15 protein-coding genes are annotated in these 15,673 nt (G+C 61.3%); all 15 read left to right on the forward strand.

Annotated elements, in window-relative coordinates:
* Positions 1-49: 49 nt before the first annotated feature.
* The 15 genes from ruvB to folD all read left to right on the forward strand — a co-directional run bounded on the left by ruvB (position 50) and on the right by folD (position 15,367).
* Positions 50-1,081, forward strand: coding sequence for a Holliday junction branch migration DNA helicase RuvB (gene ruvB / locus Q0C28_RS03880; RefSeq protein ID WP_293573340.1), 1,032 nt, complete (start codon positions 50-52; stop codon positions 1,079-1,081).
* Between the two features lie 445 nt (positions 1,082-1,526).
* On the forward strand, positions 1,527-2,237 hold the full coding sequence (locus Q0C28_RS03885) for a hypothetical protein (RefSeq protein ID WP_293573341.1): 711 nt from the start codon (positions 1,527-1,529) through the stop codon (positions 2,235-2,237).
* Positions 2,237-2,677, forward strand: coding sequence for a tol-pal system-associated acyl-CoA thioesterase (gene ybgC / locus Q0C28_RS03890; RefSeq protein ID WP_293573342.1), 441 nt, complete (start codon positions 2,237-2,239; stop codon positions 2,675-2,677). Before Q0C28_RS03885 ends, ybgC begins: the two co-directional genes overlap by 1 nt.
* A 153-nt stretch (positions 2,678-2,830) precedes the next feature.
* Complete coding sequence (gene tolQ, locus Q0C28_RS03895; protein WP_293573343.1) at positions 2,831-3,526, forward strand: protein TolQ; 696 nt, start codon at positions 2,831-2,833, stop codon at positions 3,524-3,526.
* A gap of 3 nt (positions 3,527-3,529) precedes the next feature.
* A complete protein-coding gene (tolR, locus tag Q0C28_RS03900) occupies positions 3,530-4,060 on the forward strand; it encodes a protein TolR (protein ID WP_293573344.1) in 531 nt (176 codons plus the stop codon).
* 13 nt (positions 4,061-4,073) lie between these two features.
* The gene (locus Q0C28_RS03905; protein WP_293573345.1) at positions 4,074-5,222 is read left to right on the forward strand and encodes an energy transducer TonB; all 1,149 of its coding nucleotides are present in this window, start codon (positions 4,074-4,076) and stop codon (positions 5,220-5,222) included.
* Positions 5,223-5,275: 53 nt separating this feature from the next.
* Positions 5,276-6,559, forward strand: a complete 1,284-nt coding sequence (gene tolB, locus Q0C28_RS03910) for a Tol-Pal system beta propeller repeat protein TolB (protein WP_293573354.1) — start codon at positions 5,276-5,278, stop codon at positions 6,557-6,559.
* 135 nt (positions 6,560-6,694) lie between these two features.
* Positions 6,695-7,201: a peptidoglycan-associated lipoprotein Pal gene (pal, locus tag Q0C28_RS03915; protein WP_293573346.1), complete on the forward strand. Its 507-nt coding sequence runs from the start codon at positions 6,695-6,697 to the stop codon at positions 7,199-7,201.
* 39 nt (positions 7,202-7,240) lie between these two features.
* A complete protein-coding gene (gene ybgF, locus Q0C28_RS03920; RefSeq protein ID WP_293573347.1) occupies positions 7,241-8,245 on the forward strand; it encodes a tol-pal system protein YbgF in 1,005 nt (334 codons plus the stop codon).
* Between the two features lie 3 nt (positions 8,246-8,248).
* On the forward strand, positions 8,249-9,502 hold the full coding sequence (gene tilS, locus Q0C28_RS03925; RefSeq protein WP_293573348.1) for a tRNA lysidine(34) synthetase TilS: 1,254 nt from the start codon (positions 8,249-8,251) through the stop codon (positions 9,500-9,502).
* 77 nt (positions 9,503-9,579) lie between these two features.
* Positions 9,580-11,493, forward strand: a complete 1,914-nt coding sequence (ftsH, locus tag Q0C28_RS03930; RefSeq protein ID WP_293573349.1) for an ATP-dependent zinc metalloprotease FtsH — start codon at positions 9,580-9,582, stop codon at positions 11,491-11,493.
* A 120-nt stretch (positions 11,494-11,613) separates the two neighbouring features.
* Positions 11,614-12,192: a sulfurase gene (locus Q0C28_RS03935; RefSeq protein ID WP_293573350.1), complete on the forward strand. Its 579-nt coding sequence runs from the start codon at positions 11,614-11,616 to the stop codon at positions 12,190-12,192.
* Between the two features lie 202 nt (positions 12,193-12,394).
* Positions 12,395-14,071, forward strand: a complete 1,677-nt coding sequence (locus Q0C28_RS03940) for a formate--tetrahydrofolate ligase (RefSeq protein ID WP_293573351.1) — start codon at positions 12,395-12,397, stop codon at positions 14,069-14,071.
* Positions 14,072-14,130: 59 nt separating this feature from the next.
* Entirely contained in the window at positions 14,131-14,436 is a 306-nt protein-coding gene (locus Q0C28_RS03945) for a chorismate mutase (RefSeq protein ID WP_293573352.1), read from the forward strand.
* 40 nt (positions 14,437-14,476) lie between these two features.
* Positions 14,477-15,367 (forward strand): bifunctional methylenetetrahydrofolate dehydrogenase/methenyltetrahydrofolate cyclohydrolase FolD, encoded by an 891-nt coding sequence (gene folD, locus Q0C28_RS03950; protein WP_293573353.1) that lies wholly within the window; start codon positions 14,477-14,479, stop codon positions 15,365-15,367.
* Positions 15,368-15,673: the final 306 nt, after the last annotated feature.

Raw genomic sequence — 15,673 nt, forward strand, 5'->3', positions numbered from 1 at the left:
GCGCAGCCCGGTCTTTGCCCGGACCAAACAATTGCGAGAAAACGCTGCCATGATTGATGCCGACCCCACGCTTCGCCCTGCACCGTTGCCCGAAGACAGTGCCGGAGACACCGATCGCGCCCTGCGCCCGCAGGGTCTGGGCGAATTCATCGGTCAGGCCGAAGCCCGCGCCAATCTGCGCGTCTTTATCGAAAGCGCCCGTCGCCGCGGCGAGGCGATGGACCACACGTTGTTTCATGGCCCGCCCGGGCTCGGCAAAACCACGCTTGCGCAGATCGTGGCGCGGGAGTTGGGGGTGAATTTCCGCATGACCTCTGGTCCGGTGCTGGCCAAAGCGGGCGATCTGGCCGCGATCCTCACCAACCTGGAAGCGCGCGACGTGCTGTTCATCGACGAGATTCACCGTCTGAACCCTGCGGTGGAAGAAGTGCTGTATCCCGCGATGGAAGATTTTGAGCTGGATCTGGTGATCGGTGAGGGGCCCGCCGCGCGGACCGTGCGGATCGAGTTGCAGCCTTTCACGCTGGTGGGCGCGACCACTCGTATGGGTCTGTTGACGACGCCTTTACGGGACCGTTTTGGCATCCCGACCCGGTTGCAGTTTTATACGGTGGACGAGCTGTTCGAGATCGTCAGCCGCAACGCCCGCAAACTTGGCACCCCCGCGGATGATGACGGCGCCCGCGAAATTGCGCGCCGCGCCCGTGGCACGCCACGGATCGCGGGCCGATTGCTGCGCCGTGTGGTGGATTTTGCTGTGGTTGAAGGCGACGGTAAGATCACCCGCGAGCTGGCTGATGGCGCCTTGACCCGTTTGGGGGTGGATCAATTGGGTCTGGATGGGGCGGACCGGCGGTATCTGCGGATGATCGCCGAGAACTATGGCGGTGGCCCTGTGGGCATAGAAACCATGTCGGCGGCCTTGAGCGAGAGCCGAGATGCGCTGGAAGAGGTGATTGAGCCTTATCTCTTGCAGCAGGGTCTGATTCAGCGCACGCCGCGTGGCCGCATGTTGGCGCATAAAGCCTGGGCGCATCTCGGCCTGCAACCCCCGCGCAGTCAGGGCGATCTGTTGCTGTGAGGCAGCCCTCGGGCGCCGGGTCTGCGCCTGATGTTGGAAACAGCGATGATTGTTGCGAGATGGCTCCGCCGCGGACGTGTTGCGCTGCTTTTATGCTGACAGGGCAAAAGGGGTGCAAAGCGTTAAGATTGATTTGAAAAATTAGAGTCAATTTTAGCATATGTTTCGCACGCGAAACATTCCGTCAGATAGGTTGACCTATTTTTGCCAATGTCATGCGCGCCGCAGCAAGCTGCGACGCGGCCTCCAGCGGGGATATTTTTGGCAAGAGGAAGCCCGGCGCGGAAAGTCATGACCGCCAAGGTGGCGCCGGCAAGCCAAGTCGGCCGAGGTGGGTGTATCCTCGTGCAAATGCGGAGAGGCGGTGGCAGAACCACCAGGCTTGTTGTCGGGACGACAAGCGGGCATTAAACGGCAGCGGAAGGCGGCGCGCGCAGAGGAGACCATGATGAGCCCGAGTGAAATTGAAGCCCTGTTCACCCGTCCTGATGGGTCCTATGCGTTTGCCCGTTGGGGTCGCCCGATTGCGCCGATTGTGTTTGGCGTCGCAGATGAAACGCTGGGCGTTGTGAAAGGCGCGATTGAGGCGGTGGTCACCCTTGCGGGGCATCAGATGGCCGAGACCGATCCGGAGCTGGGCTCCAATCTGATGTTCTTTTTCTTCCGGGAGTGGGATGAGCTGCTGGCGGTGCCGGATCTGGATCGTCTGATCCCGGATCTGGGCGATGTGGTGACCCGTTTGCAAGAGGCCGATGCGAGCCAGTACCGCGCCTTTCGATTTGATGATCATGGCGCGATCCAGGCCTGTTTTGTTTTTCTGCGGATGTCTGGTGCCATGGCAAAACTGCCTGCGGAGACCTTGGCGCTGACCCAGGCGGTGCAGTCGATCCTGATGTGGGGAGACAAAGCTTTTGCCGAGATGTCGCCGCTCGCTGTGATCCCGGAGAGTGGCGCGACCATTTTGCGGCCCGATATCGCCGGAGTAGTTGCTGCCGCCTATGATCGAATGTTGCCGGTCGCGGCGGTCGACCCGTCCCACGCGCTGCGCCTGTTTGCCCGCTTGCAGTCGCCGATCGAAATCCCTGCGGCGGAAGCTTCTGAGGATGGATCTGCGGCGTCCTCGGCAGATGCCGGATCGGCAGGGTCAGGGTCGTGATGTCGGACCTGTCGGATCCCACGAGCGGCCCAGCGGAGGCCGCAGCAGCGACACCGGCGCATCGCTTTGCCCTGCGGGTCTACTACGAAGACACCGATATGGGCGGCATCGTCTATCACGCCAATTATCTGCGCTTCATCGAGCGCGCCCGCAGCGATTGGGTGCGCAACCTGGGCAATGATCAGAACGCCATGCGCGAGGCGGGGCTGATCTGGGTGGTGCGGCGGATTGAGGCCGATTACCTCGCACCGGCCAAGTTTGACGAAGATCTGCTGGTCACCACCGACATCACCAATGTGACACCTGCGCGGCTGATGCTGCACCAGCAGGTCTGGCGTGGAGAAACCGTGCTGTTTCGTGCCAATGTCACGGTTGTTTGCGTCAACGCAGAGAGCGGCGCGCCGCTGCGGTTGCCGGCAGAGATTCGCGCATTGCTGTAACATTTGCGCGGTTCACACCTGTTTCATTTGGCTTTTGCGGTTGAACTCCGTTAGCCTTTTGCCACATCAAAGCCATAAAACCGACAATAACCGGCCGAGATGCGCGGCGTCGTGTCGCGACACAGTCGAGCGGGCAAAAGATAGAGCAGGTCCATGGAAGCAGAAACGCTGGCGTTGGCGCAGGAGATTGATTTCTCCATGTGGGGTCTTTTCGAGCGCGCGACCCTCACCGTGAAATTGGTGATGATCATGTTGGTGGCCTCCTCGATCTGGTCCTGGGGGATCATCGTGCAGAAGCTGATCAATTATCGTCAGGCGCGCCGCGAGGCAGCGGAGTTTGATCGCGCTTTCTGGTCCGGGGAGCCGTTGGATGGGCTCTATGATGATATCGGGCCGCAGCCGCGGGGACAGTCGCAGCGGATTTTTGCGGCAGGCATGACAGAGTGGCGGCGCAGCCACCGCACGGATGGCGCGTTGATTGCAGGGGCGCAGTCCCGGATCGAACGTTCCATGGATGTGGCGATTGCCAAGGAAAGCGATCAGATCACCAGTGGCCTGTCGATCCTGGCGACCATTGGTTCGACCACGCCATTTGTCGGCCTGTTTGGGACGGTCTGGGGCATCATGAACGCCTTTATCGAGATTGCCGAGCAGCAAAACACCAACCTGGCCGTTGTGGCGCCGGGCATTGCCGAGGCGCTTTTGGCGACTGGTTTGGGCCTGCTGGCCGCGATCCCGGCGGTGATTTTCTACAACAAGCTGAGCGCGGATAGCGACCGCATCATCGGCAGCTATGAATCCTTTGCGGATGAATTTGCCACCATCCTCAGTCGGCAGTTGGATTCCTGACCCATGGGCGCCTCGGTTCAACCCAATGCGGCCAATGGACGACGCCGGGGGCGGCGGCGCAGCCGGGCGCGGCCCATGTCGGAAATCAATGTGACTCCCTTTGTGGATGTGATGCTGGTATTGCTGATCATCTTTATGGTGGCGGCGCCCTTGCTGACGGTTGGCGTGCCGGTCGAATTGCCCAAGACCGCGGCAGGCGCCTTGCCCGGCGAAGAAGAAGAGCCGTTGACCGTTACGATGACGGCGACCGGGGAAATCCAGATCCAGACCACGGTGGTGCATCCGGAGGAATTGGTGGTGCGGCTGCGGGCGATCGCAGCAGAGCGGCGATCAGATCAGGTGTTTTTGCGGGCCGATGGTGCCATTGCCTATGAGGCGGTGATGCAGGTCATGGGTGCGCTCAATGCCGGTGGGTTTTCCAGTGTCGGCTTGGTCACCGATCAGGGTGGCCCGCGCTTTGACGGCACAAGTCTTGATGGTGCAGTTGTTGATGGCGCGGCTGTTGATGGCTCTGCCCCTAGCAGCGACCAGTAGGTGAGGCACGGACGTGCAAACCGGAACCAAAATCTCCCTCGCAGGCCACGGGTTGTTGGCAGGCTGGGTGGCTGTTGGCGGATGGTTTTCTTCTGCGCCACCACCTGTGACGGTTCAGGAAGTGTCGCTGATCTCTGAGCAGGCGTTTGAACGCCTGACCCAGCAACGCGCAGCACCGGAGATCGGCGCGGAGGCCGCGGCCTTGACCCCGCCCGATACCGAACCTTCGCCCGAGTTGCGGCCGCAGGCAAATCCGGCAGTACCCAGCGTGCAGCCACCGGAGCCCGTCGCGCCGCCCACGCCTGATCGCGAAGTGACCGAAGTGCCGCCACAGCCGGTTCCAGCGGAGCCTGCGGAAACGCCACCACCTTTGGATGTGCCGTCGGATGCGCTGGATACTGCGACCATCCTGCCGGATGTGGCCGAGACCACGCAGTTGCGTCCCGCTGACCGTGTTGCGCCCACACCGATCGCGCCGCCAGAACCGGACGTGCGCATCGATGAGGTGGCGCAGCCCGAAATCGGACCGGGCGAGGGCCAGGAGGCAGAGCAGCAGCCCCAGGACCAGACTGCAGAGGCCGCGGCGAATGACCGGGTCGTGACCGAAGACATCGAAGCTGAGAACGATCAACGAGCCAGCGCCGCGCCTGCGCGTTCCCTGCGCCCACAATCCAGACCACGGCGACCCGACCCGGAGCCTGTGTCGGATCCGACGCCCGAACCACCAAGGGCCGAGGTTGCGGAAGAGCCCGCAGAGGATCGCGCTGCAGCGGTCGAAGATGCCTTGGCTGCCGCCATCGCAGGGGGTGCCGATGTGATCGCGCCAGAGCCTTCTGGCCCGCCGCTCACCAGTGGCGAGCGTGATGCGCTGCGGCTGGCGGTGCAAAAATGCTGGAACGTGGGGTCGCTGTCGTCTGAGGCGCTGCGCACAACGGTTGTTGTGGCTGTGTCGCTCAGCCCGGAGGGGCGGCCGCAGGATGGAAGCATCCGCCTGTTGTCCAGCACCGGCGGTTCGGGTGCAGCCGCGACGCAGGCTTTTGGCGCAGCCCGACGGGCGATTTTGCGCTGTGGTGCCAGCGGTTTTCAACTTCCGTCTGACAAATACGCCCAGTGGCGTAATATCGAAATGACCTTTAATCCCGAAAGGATGCGGATCAGATGAGGACATATCTTGCGAGCCTCGCGATTGGCGCGGCCCTGGTTGGGGCGGCCTTTATGGCAACGGCACAGACTGCAGCGGCCCAGGACGGTCCTTTGCGGATCGAGATCACGGATGGTGTCATTGAGCCTTTGCCCTACGCAGTGCCGGATTTTGTGGCGGAAACCCCCGCCGCGGCAGAGCTGGCGCGGGAGATGTCCCGGGTGATCGCCGCCGACCTGAGCGGCACGGGGTTGTTCCGCGAAATTCCGGCCTCGGCGCAGATTGCCAAGATCAACAACTTTGACGCGCCGATCAGCTTTCCTGACTGGAAGGCGATCAACGCCCAGGCCCTGATCACCGGCGGGCTGAGCGTTAATGGCAACCGGGTGACGGTGCGCTTTCGAGGCTATGATGTCTTTGCAGAGCGGGAGTTGGGCACGGGATTGCAGTTTTCCGGCACCACAGATGGCTGGCGGCGCATGGCTCATAAGGTGGCTGATGTGATCTACAGCCGCATCACCGGCGAAAGCGGCTATTTTGACAGCCGCGTCGTGTTCGTCTCTGAAAGTGGGCCGAAAAACGACCGACGCAAGCGGCTGGCGATTATGGATTACGATGGCGCCAATGTGCAGTATCTGACCAATAGCGCGGCCATCGTGCTGGCGCCGCGTTTTTCGCCCACGGGCGACCGGGTGCTGTACACCAGCTATGAAAGCGGAGTGCCGCAGATCTACGTGTTGGATGTGGGCAGCGTGCAACGGCGGGTGTTGTCCACAGATGAGGGCATCATGAGCTTTGCGCCAAGGTTTGCCCCTGATGGGCGCACGGTGGTCTATTCGCAGGCGCAGGGCGGCAACACGGATATCTACACGCTCAACATCGAGACCGGTCAACGGCAGCGGCTGACCAGCGCTCCCTCCATTGAAACGGCACCCTCCTTTTCACCGGATGGCCGTCAGATCGTGTTTGAAAGCGACCGTTCTGGCGCGCCCCAGCTCTATGTGATGGCCGCGACGGGTGGGGAAGCTCGGCGGATCAGTTTTGGATCGGGTCGCTATGGCACGCCGGTGTGGTCGCCGCGCGGGGATCTGGTGGCCTTTACCAAACAGAACAAAGGTCGCTTCCACATCGGTGTCATGCGGTTGGACGGCAGCGAAGAGCGGCTTTTGACGGCATCGTTCCTGGATGAGGGGCCGACCTGGTCGCCCAACGGTCGGGTGATCATGTTCACCCGTGAAACCCGTGGCGAAAATGGCCGCGCGCTGCTCTATTCAGTGGATATTTCAGGGCGCAACCTGAAACCGGTGCGCACGCCGGATGGGGCGTCTGATCCGGCATGGTCGCCGCTGCAGAAGTAAGGCCAGCGCCGGATCTGTGCAGCAGGATACGGCACGCAGGGCCAGCGGCAGAACGGCCTAAACAGCAAAGTGGCACCCGCACCGGCCCTATGATAGTTTTGGTGCAACAACAGGGAATGGGATGAGGCAGAGAGCATGAGTGGTTTGAAGAACGGTATTTTGGTGGCTGCGCTCTTGGCGCTTGGCGCATGCACGGGCAACCCCTGGGACGATGCCGCGGGCGTTGGTGGTCCTGGGGCCGCGGGGCTGGGCGCAGGCAGCGCATTGGATCCGCAGAGCCCTGCATATTTCCAGCAGGAAGTCGGCGACCGGGTCCTGTTTGCGGTGGATCAGTCCAGCCTGTCGGAAGCGGCGAAATCCACACTGGTCGGACAGGCGCGCTGGTTGACGGCCAATCCCGATTTCATTGTCACCATTCAGGGTCACGCAGACGAACAGGGCACGCGGGAGTATAACCTTGCTCTGGGCGCACGTCGCGCCAATGCCGCGCGGGAATTCTTGATTTCACAAGGGATCGCTGGCAGCCGCCTCAAGGTGGTGAGCTTTGGCAAAGAGCGACCGGTTGAAATCTGCTCCAACGAAGCCTGCTATGCGCAGAACCGCCGTGCGGTGACTGTCCTGGCTGGCGGATTGACCGGGTAAACTGGGACTGGATAATCGATGATGAAAGGGGCTGGATCCGTGAAGTTTTCATCAAAGGCGCTATGGATTGCATTGGGTCTGGTTGCCGCGCTGGCGCTGTCCCCTGTGCGCGCGCAGGCGCAAACGCCGGATCAGCAGACCCTCGCTGACATTCGTCAGGAGCTGACGCTGCTCTATGTCGATATCCAACGGCTGAAGCGTGAATTGTCGACCACTGGCAGCCCGCAGGCGAACCTGGGCGGCAACAGCGTTCTGGATCGGGTGGGCGCGATCGAGGCAGAGCTGCAACGGCTGACAGCGCAGACCGAACAACTGTCGTTCCGGGTCGACCGTGTGGTGCAGGATGGCACCAATCGGATCGGGGATCTGGAGTTCCGTCTGGTCGAGCTGGAAGGCGGCGACATTTCCCAGCTGGGAGAGACCACAACGCTTGGCGCGGCGGATCTGCCGGGCACAGCATCGGGCGAGACGCAGACAGGCGGCACGCAAGCGGAGACTGGGCTGGCGGGAAACGGCCAGGTGGTTGATGGGCAGGCGGGTGATGGCCAGGCGGGTAATGGCACGGTTGCGGGCGCTGACACGGCAGCCGCGACCAATCCTGCGGCTGGGGGCGGCACCGCCAACAGCGGCCTTGCGACCCTGCCGACTGATCAGGAGCTTGCCGTGGCCGAACAGCGCGATTTTGATGCGGCAAAAGAAGCCTTTGAAGCTGGCTCATTCCAAGCGGCCGCAGATCAGTTCATTGCCTTTACCCTCGCGTATCCCGGCAGTCCCCTGACCCCAGCGGCGGAGTTCAACCGCGGCAAATCCCTCGATGGATTGGGCGACACGCGCGAAGCAGCACGGGCCTATCTGGCGGCGTTTTCGGCCAGCCCTTCGGGACAGACCGCGCCAGATGCGCTGGTTGCTTTGGGTGCGGCCTTGGGTCGATTGGGGCAAACCAGTCAGGCCTGCGTCACCCTTGCCGAAGTCTCCAGCCGGTTTCCCAGCTCGGCCGCGGTGAGCGCGGCGCAGATCGAGCGCAGCAAACTGGCCTGCAGCTGAGCCTTGGCCCGGGCAGACAGCGATATCCACGCGCTCATCCGGCGGCAGTTTCGCTCCAATCTCCCGGAACATCTGGGGGTGGCCGTCTCTGGGGGCGGCGATTCCATGGCGCTCTTGTATCTGCTGCATGATTGTTTTGCGGATCTCGGTGTTGGTCTTTATGTGGCGACGGTGGATCATGGGTTGCGCCCAGAGGTGCAGCAGGAGGCGGCGCTGGTCGCCGAGGCAGCACAGAGCCTTGGTGCGCGCCACGATGTGCTGCAATGGCGCGATCACCCCGCAGGTGGCAATCTGCAGGAGGAGGCGCGCAGGGCCCGATATGCGCTGTTGATCAACTGGGCGCGCAGCCATGACCTGACCACGCTTGCACTTGGGCATACTGCGGATGATCAGGCGGAAACCCTGCTGATGCGCCTGGGCCGTGCGGCCGGTGTGTCAGGCCTGGCTGCGATGCCACGGTCGCGCGCGCAGGATGGCATTTCGCTGGTGCGCCCGATGCTGGACATTACGCGGGCACAGCTGCGCGACTATCTGCGGGCCAAAAACGTGACCTGGGCCGAAGACCCAAGCAACAGTGACACCCGGTTTGAACGGGTGCGCATCCGTCAGGCGATGGAGGCTTTGGCCCCCATCGGGCTGACAGTGGACCGGCTTGCATCGGTTGCCCACAACCTTGGTGCGGCCCGTGAAGCCTTGGATTGGTACACGTTTCTGGCTGCTCGCGACATGGTGGAGGTGCGTGACGAGGCCCTGGTGGTCGATTCGCGCCTGTTTCGCACGCTGCCGGATGAAATTGCCCACCGCCTGCTGGTGCGGGCGTTCCAATGGATCGCAGGCGGCGACCATCCGCCGCGGCGCGATCCGATGGGATTGGCGAAACTGGCGATCCGGCAGGGTGGCTCTTTCACCTTGGCGGGGTGTCGTATCGTGTCCCGCGCCAAACGCAGCTGGATCACCCGCGAGCTGAAGCCCCTGGCAAAGATGGCCGTTGCGCCTGGTGCGGTTTGGGACCGCCGGTGGCGTGTTTATGGTGGCGATGCGACAGGTTGCGAGATCCGCGCGCTGGGTGTCGCGGGGCTGAAAACATGCGCCGCACTGCGTGATCGCACCATTCCGACCCCGGTGTTGGAGACCACACCGGCGGTGTGGCGGGGCGATGATTTGGTGGCCGCGCCGTTGGCGGGGCAGGCCAATGGGTGGCGCGCAGAACCGGTGCGCAAGGCAGAAGAGTTCTTCGCATCACTTTTATCGCATTGAACCTTATCGAAGGATCCCTATTTTAAGGGACAACGAAGGCGCCGGTTCGCTGCGTCTTGCATTTTGGGAGACTGTCCTTGGGCAACGTACGCAATATTGCATTCTGGGTTGTTCTGTTCGTACTGGTTTTGGCGCTGTTCAATTTGTTCAGCGGATCCAGCAACACGATGCAGAGCCGAGAAAGAACCTTTTCCGATTTTGTCGCGGCCGTAGAGAACGGCAACGTCAATCAGGTGACGCTGGATGGCGAACAGGTTCGTTACACCACCTCAGACAATCAGAGCTTCATTACGATCAAACCTGGCGACGCCGAGGTGACATCGCTGCTGATCGAAAACAACATTCCTGTTCGTGCAGAAAAGCAGCAGCAGTCCGGCTTCCAGTCGTTCCTGTTGACGCTGCTGCCCTTCCTGCTGCTGATCGGTGTGTGGATCTATTTCATGAACCGCATGCAAGGTGGCGGCAAAGGCGGCGCCATGGGTTTTGGCAAATCCAAGGCCAAGATGTTGACCGAAAAGCATGGGCGCGTGACCTTTGACGATGTCGCTGGCATCGATGAGGCCAAAGAAGAGCTGGAAGAGATCGTCGAGTTCCTGCGCAACCCGCAGAAGTTCAGCCGCCTTGGTGGCAAGATCCCCAAAGGCGCGTTGCTGGTGGGCCCTCCGGGTACAGGTAAGACGCTGCTGGCGCGGGCCATCGCAGGCGAAGCCGGTGTGCCATTCTTCACCATCTCCGGTTCCGACTTTGTGGAGATGTTCGTGGGTGTGGGTGCCTCCCGTGTCCGTGACATGTTCGAACAAGCCAAGAAAAACGCACCTTGCATCGTGTTCATCGACGAAATCGACGCCGTGGGCCGCCATCGTGGCGCCGGTTATGGCGGCGGTAACGACGAGCGCGAACAGACATTGAACCAGCTTCTGGTGGAAATGGATGGTTTCGAGGCCAACGAAGGCGTCATCATTCTGGCGGCCACCAACCGCAAAGACGTGCTGGACCCGGCATTGCTGCGTCCGGGCCGGTTTGACCGTAACGTCACCGTTGGCAACCCCGACATCAAAGGTCGTGAAAAGATCCTGGGCGTACATGCTCGCAAGACCCCGCTGGGTCCGGACGTGGATCTGCGCATCATTGCCCGTGGTACGCCTGGTTTCTCCGGTGCGGATCTGGCCAACCTGGTCAACGAAGCGGCGCTGATGGCTGCGCGTGTTGGTCGTCGTTTTGTCACGATGGAGGATTTCGAATCCGCCAAAGACAAGGTGATGATGGGGGCCGAGCGTCGCTCGATGGTGCTGACGCAGGATCAAAAGGAAAAAACTGCCTATCACGAAGCGGGCCACGCCGTTGTCGGCCTGGAGCTGCCGCTGTGTGATCCGGTCTATAAGGCCACCATCATCCCGCGTGGCGGTGCCCTGGGTATGGTTGTGTCCCTGCCGGAGATGGATCGCCTGAATTATCACCGTGATGAATGTCAGCAGAAGCTTGCCATGACCATGGCCGGCAAAGCGGCCGAAGTGATCAAATATGGCGAAGACCACGTGTCCAACGGTCCCGCTGGTGACATCCAGCAGGCGTCGGCTCTGGCGCGGGCGATGGTCTTGCAGTGGGGCATGTCCGACAAGGTCGGCAACATCGACTACCGCGAGGCAGCTGAGGGGTATTCTGGTAATACCGCCGGGTTCTCGGTGTCGGCCAACACCAAAGAGCTGATCGAGGAAGAGGTGAAACGCTTCATCCAGCAGGGCTATGATCAGGCGCTGCAGATCCTGAAGGACAAGAACGAGGAATGGGAGCGTTTGGCCCAGGGTCTCTTGGAGTATGAAACGCTCACAGGTGACGAGATCAAGCGCGTGATGCGGGGCGAGCCGCCGCAGTTTGACGATGGCGAAAGCGGCGACAGCGACACCGGCGCGACCTCGGTGACAGCGATCCCGAAGGCCAAGCCGAAGAAATCCCCGCCAGAGGCAGGGATGGAGCCGGAGCCGTCCTCTTGATCCTGACCGATCACATCTGACATGCGAGAAACCCGATCTCTTCTGAGGTCGGGTTTTTCAGTTGCGAGCCTGCCTCCGCGGCCTATGGTACGGCTGTTATTTCAGGTTTGGAGAGGTGCGATGCCGATTTTGAAGGAAACGGATTTCCAAGGCGAGATTGTCTGGCTGGGCCATGTGCCGGAGGCCACGGTTGGGCTGCGGTCCAAGGCGGGGGCGCGCCTGGATCTGACCTATGCGGGCATCGAAGGTGAGCGGCATTATGGCGAACAGCGCCAAGCCTGCGGTCGTGTTCGCAACCTGCATCCGGCCGGCACGGAGATCCGCAACCTGCGCCAGCTCAGCATTCTGTCGCAAGAGGATCTGGAGTTGATCGCGCAAGAGATGGGGATGGCAGAGCTGGATCCCACCTATCTTGGGGCAACGCTGGTCCTGCGCGGCATCCCTGATCTGAGCCATCTGCCGCCCTCCAGCCGCTTGCAGGGGCCTGATGGGGTGACCCTGACCGTGGATCTGGAAAACCGTCCCTGTATTTTTCCGGGCAAGGAAATTGAAAAGGATCACAAAGGCTTCGGTGCGAAATTCAAACCCGCAGCAAAGGGGCGGCGCGGTGTCATGGCCTGGGTTGAACGGCCCGGCAGGCTCGAACTGGGGCAGAGCCTGCGCCTGTTTGTGCCGGACCAGCCAGCCTGGTCTCCGTGAGTCGCCGGGCGGTGTAGCCAATAGGCGTCAAAGCGTCAGCATCGGCGATCACAACCCCGTGCTAGTGTGATCGAACGCCGTTTCAATGACCGATCATGTCGGAAATCACGCGCACCGAATGTCGCAGAAGGGCTAAGTCTGGCGGGAAACCGGCACGTCTGTGCCGTCATCATTTGCGACCTCAACATTCAGGAACTCTGACATGAGCTACAAGTCGGACATCGAAATCGCCCGCGAGGCGCAGAAGCGTCCCATCCAGGAAATCGGCGAAAAGATCGGCATTTCCAGCGAAAACCTTCTGCCCTACGGCCACGACAAGGCAAAAGTGAGCCAGGAGTTCATCAACTCCGTTCAGGACAAGACAGACGGCAAGCTGATCCTGGTGACGGCGATCAACCCGACCCCCGCAGGTGAAGGCAAAACCACCACCACCGTTGGTCTGGGTGACGGTCTGAACCGCATTGGCAAAAATGCGATGATCTGTATCCGCGAAGCGTCGCTCGGCCCGAACTTCGGCATGAAGGGTGGCGCAGCAGGTGGCGGTTACGCACAGGTTGTTCCGATGGAGGAAATGAACCTCCACTTCACCGGTGACTTCCACGCGATCACATCCGCACACTCGCTGCTGTCGGCAATGATCGACAACCACATCTACTGGGGCAACGAGTGCGAAATCGACATCCGTCGTGTTGCATGGCGCCGTGTGGTCGACATGAACGACCGCGCTCTGCGTCAGATCACCGCGTCGCTGGGTGGCGTGTCCAACGGCTTCCCACGTGAAACAGGTTTCGACATCACCGTGGCTTCCGAAGTCATGGCGATCCTTTGCCTTGCAACCGATCTGTCGGATCTGGAGAAGCGCCTGGGTGACATCATCGTGGCCTACCGCCGCGACAAAACACCTGTGTACTGCCGCGACATCAAAGCAGAAGGCGCAATGACCGTTCTGCTGAAAGACGCGATGCAGCCGAACCTGGTGCAGACCCTGGAAAACAACCCGGCCTTCGTGCACGGCGGCCCGTTCGCCAACATCGCGCACGGCTGTAACTCGGTCATCGCAACCAAAACCGCCCTGAAAGTCGCTGACTATGTCGTGACCGAAGCGGGCTTTGGTGCTGACCTGGGTGCTGAGAAGTTCATGAACATCAAGTGCCGCAAGGCAGGCATCGCGCCCGACGCGGTTGTTCTGGTTGCAACCGTGCGCGCGATGAAGATGAACGGTGGCGTTGCCAAGGCGGATCTGGGTGCAGAAAACGTCGAAGCCGTGAACTCCGGCTGTGCAAACCTCGGCCGTCACATCGAAAACGTGAAGTCGTTTGGTGTGCCTGTTGTGGTTGCGATCAACCACTTCGTCACCGATACCGACGCGGAAATCCAGGCGGTCAAAGACTACTGTGGCGAACACGGCGTCGAAGCGGTCCTGTCCCGTCACTGGGAGCTGGGCTCCGAAGGCTCCGCGCCGCTGGCGGAAAAAGTTGTCGAGATCGTCGACAGCGGTTCTGCAAACTTCGCGCCGATCTACCCGGACGACATGCCGCTGTTCGAGAAGATCGAAACCATCGCGAAGCGCATCTACCGTGCGGACGAGGTGCTGGCGGACAAGAAAATCCGCAACCAGCTGAAGGAATGGGAAGACGCGGGCTACGGCAACCTGCCGGTCTGCATGGCGAAGACCCAATACTCCTTCTCCACCGATCCAAACCTGCGCGGCGCGCCCACCGGCCATTCGGTTCCGGTTCGCGAAGTGCGCCTGTCCGCTGGTGCGGGCTTCATCGTGGTTGTCTGCGGTGAAATCATGACCATGCCGGGTCTGCCGCGCAAACCAGCTTCGGAATCGATCCGACTGAATGACGCAGGCCAGATCGAAGGCTTGTTCTAAAGCGCAATATGCGCAATCTGCGGCCCGGGGAGTTCCTCGGGCCGTAGGAGTTTTGAGAGATGACTGAACGACACCCACCGCAGGCCTGCGCCGACATGGCGGCTTTGCGGCGACAGATCGACCGGTTGGACCGCGATTTGATTGCATTGCTGGTTGAACGGGCCAGCTATATCGATCGCGCCATCGCGCTGAAGACGGAGAATGGCTGGCCAGCCCGGATCCCGGATCGTGTCGAAGAGGTGGTTATGAATGCCCGGACCGCTGCAGCTGCCAAAGGGCTCGATCCTGATTTGATCGAAGTGATCTGGCGGCAACTGGTGGAATGGTCGATTGCCCGTGAAGCACGGGTGATCCGCGAGGAGTAAGGCGTCACCGGCAGCGGGTCGCAAAAAGAGGACTAAATCAATGGCAGCTAACATTATTGATGGTAAGGCGTTTGCCGCCAGCGTGCGTGACAAGGTGGCAGGTCACGTTGCCCGCCTGAAGGATGATCACGGCATCACCCCGGGTCTTGCGGTGGTTCTGGTGGGCGAAGACCCCGCAAGCCAGGTCTATGTGCGCTCCAAGGGCAAACAGACCGTTGAAGCGGGCATGAACTCCTTTGAGCACAAACTGGACGCGGATACATCCGAAGCGGATCTGCTGGCGATTGTTGATCAGTTGAACAACGACCCTGCGGTGCACGGTATTCTGGTTCAGCTGCCGCTGCCGGGCCATTTGAACGAAGATCTGATCATCAACTCCATCGCGCCTGAAAAGGACGTGGATGGCTTCCACATCTCCAACGTGGGCCTGTTGGGCACCGGTCAGAAGTCCATGGTGCCCTGCACACCGTTGGGCTGTCTGATGATGCTGCGCGACTACCACGGGTCGCTGTCCGGCATGGATGCGGTTGTGATCGGTCGCTCCAACATCGTCGGCAAGCCGATGGCGCAATTGCTGCTAGGCGACAGCTGCACCGTGACCATCGCGCATTCCCGCACCAAGGATCTGCCAGAGGTGGTGCGCCGGGCCGATATCGTGGTTGCCGCTGTGGGCCGCCCTGAAATGGTGCCGGGCGACTGGATCAAGGAAGGCGCCACCGTGATCGACGTGGGCATCAACCGGATCGAACGCGACGGCAAGAACAAGCTGGTTGGCGATGTCGATTTCGCAAGCTGCGCCGAACGGGCAGGGGCCATCACCCCGGTGCCGGGTGGCGTTGGTCCGATGACCATTGCCTGCCTGCTGGCCAACACCGTCACCGCCTGCTGCCGTGCCAACGGTCTGGAAGAGCCCGAAGGCCTGACTGCCTAAGTCTTTCCCGCCACGGCCCATTGCCGTGGCACATATGATTTGCTCCCGTCGGCTGCCCCCTCAGCGGCAAAGCCGCCTGCCGGGCATCGGGCGGGAGTATTTTTTGGAAAAGTGACAGGCGGCACAGAGCCGTCATAAACACCGGGCCGCCAGAAACACCGGTTAGCCTAATGCATTGAGCCCTTATGTTGAGGCATATCCTGCATCGCAGAAGTAGTTGTAGCATTCGTCTGGGGTGAAGAGGTCGCAGACTTCGGCAAGCGCGTCGAACATCTGGTCGAAGGTTCTGGCTCCGATACGCCTGAG

The sequence above is a fragment of the Phaeobacter sp. genome (assembly GCF_022825805.1).
GTDB lineage: Bacteria > Pseudomonadota > Alphaproteobacteria > Rhodobacterales > Rhodobacteraceae > Phaeobacter.

What these genes read in the sequence shown, in the direction of transcription:
- ruvB (WP_293573340.1), top strand. Translation starts at nt 50, where the DNA reads ATGATTGATGCCGACCCCACGCTTCGCCCTGCACCGTTGCCCGAAGAC.
- Q0C28_RS03885 (WP_293573341.1), top strand. Translation starts at nt 1,527, where the DNA reads ATGATGAGCCCGAGTGAAATTGAAGCCCTGTTCACCCGTCCTGATGGG.
- ybgC (WP_293573342.1), top strand. Translation starts at nt 2,237, where the DNA reads ATGTCGGACCTGTCGGATCCCACGAGCGGCCCAGCGGAGGCCGCAGCA.
- tolQ (WP_293573343.1), top strand. Translation starts at nt 2,831, where the DNA reads ATGGAAGCAGAAACGCTGGCGTTGGCGCAGGAGATTGATTTCTCCATG.
- tolR (WP_293573344.1), top strand. Translation starts at nt 3,530, where the DNA reads ATGGGCGCCTCGGTTCAACCCAATGCGGCCAATGGACGACGCCGGGGG.
- tolB (WP_293573354.1), top strand. Translation starts at nt 5,276, where the DNA reads ATGGCAACGGCACAGACTGCAGCGGCCCAGGACGGTCCTTTGCGGATC.
- pal (WP_293573346.1), top strand. Translation starts at nt 6,695, where the DNA reads ATGAGTGGTTTGAAGAACGGTATTTTGGTGGCTGCGCTCTTGGCGCTT.
- Q0C28_RS03935 (WP_293573350.1), top strand. Translation starts at nt 11,614, where the DNA reads ATGCCGATTTTGAAGGAAACGGATTTCCAAGGCGAGATTGTCTGGCTG.
- Q0C28_RS03940 (WP_293573351.1), top strand. Translation starts at nt 12,395, where the DNA reads ATGAGCTACAAGTCGGACATCGAAATCGCCCGCGAGGCGCAGAAGCGT.
- Q0C28_RS03945 (WP_293573352.1), top strand. Translation starts at nt 14,131, where the DNA reads ATGACTGAACGACACCCACCGCAGGCCTGCGCCGACATGGCGGCTTTG.
- folD (WP_293573353.1), top strand. Translation starts at nt 14,477, where the DNA reads ATGGCAGCTAACATTATTGATGGTAAGGCGTTTGCCGCCAGCGTGCGT.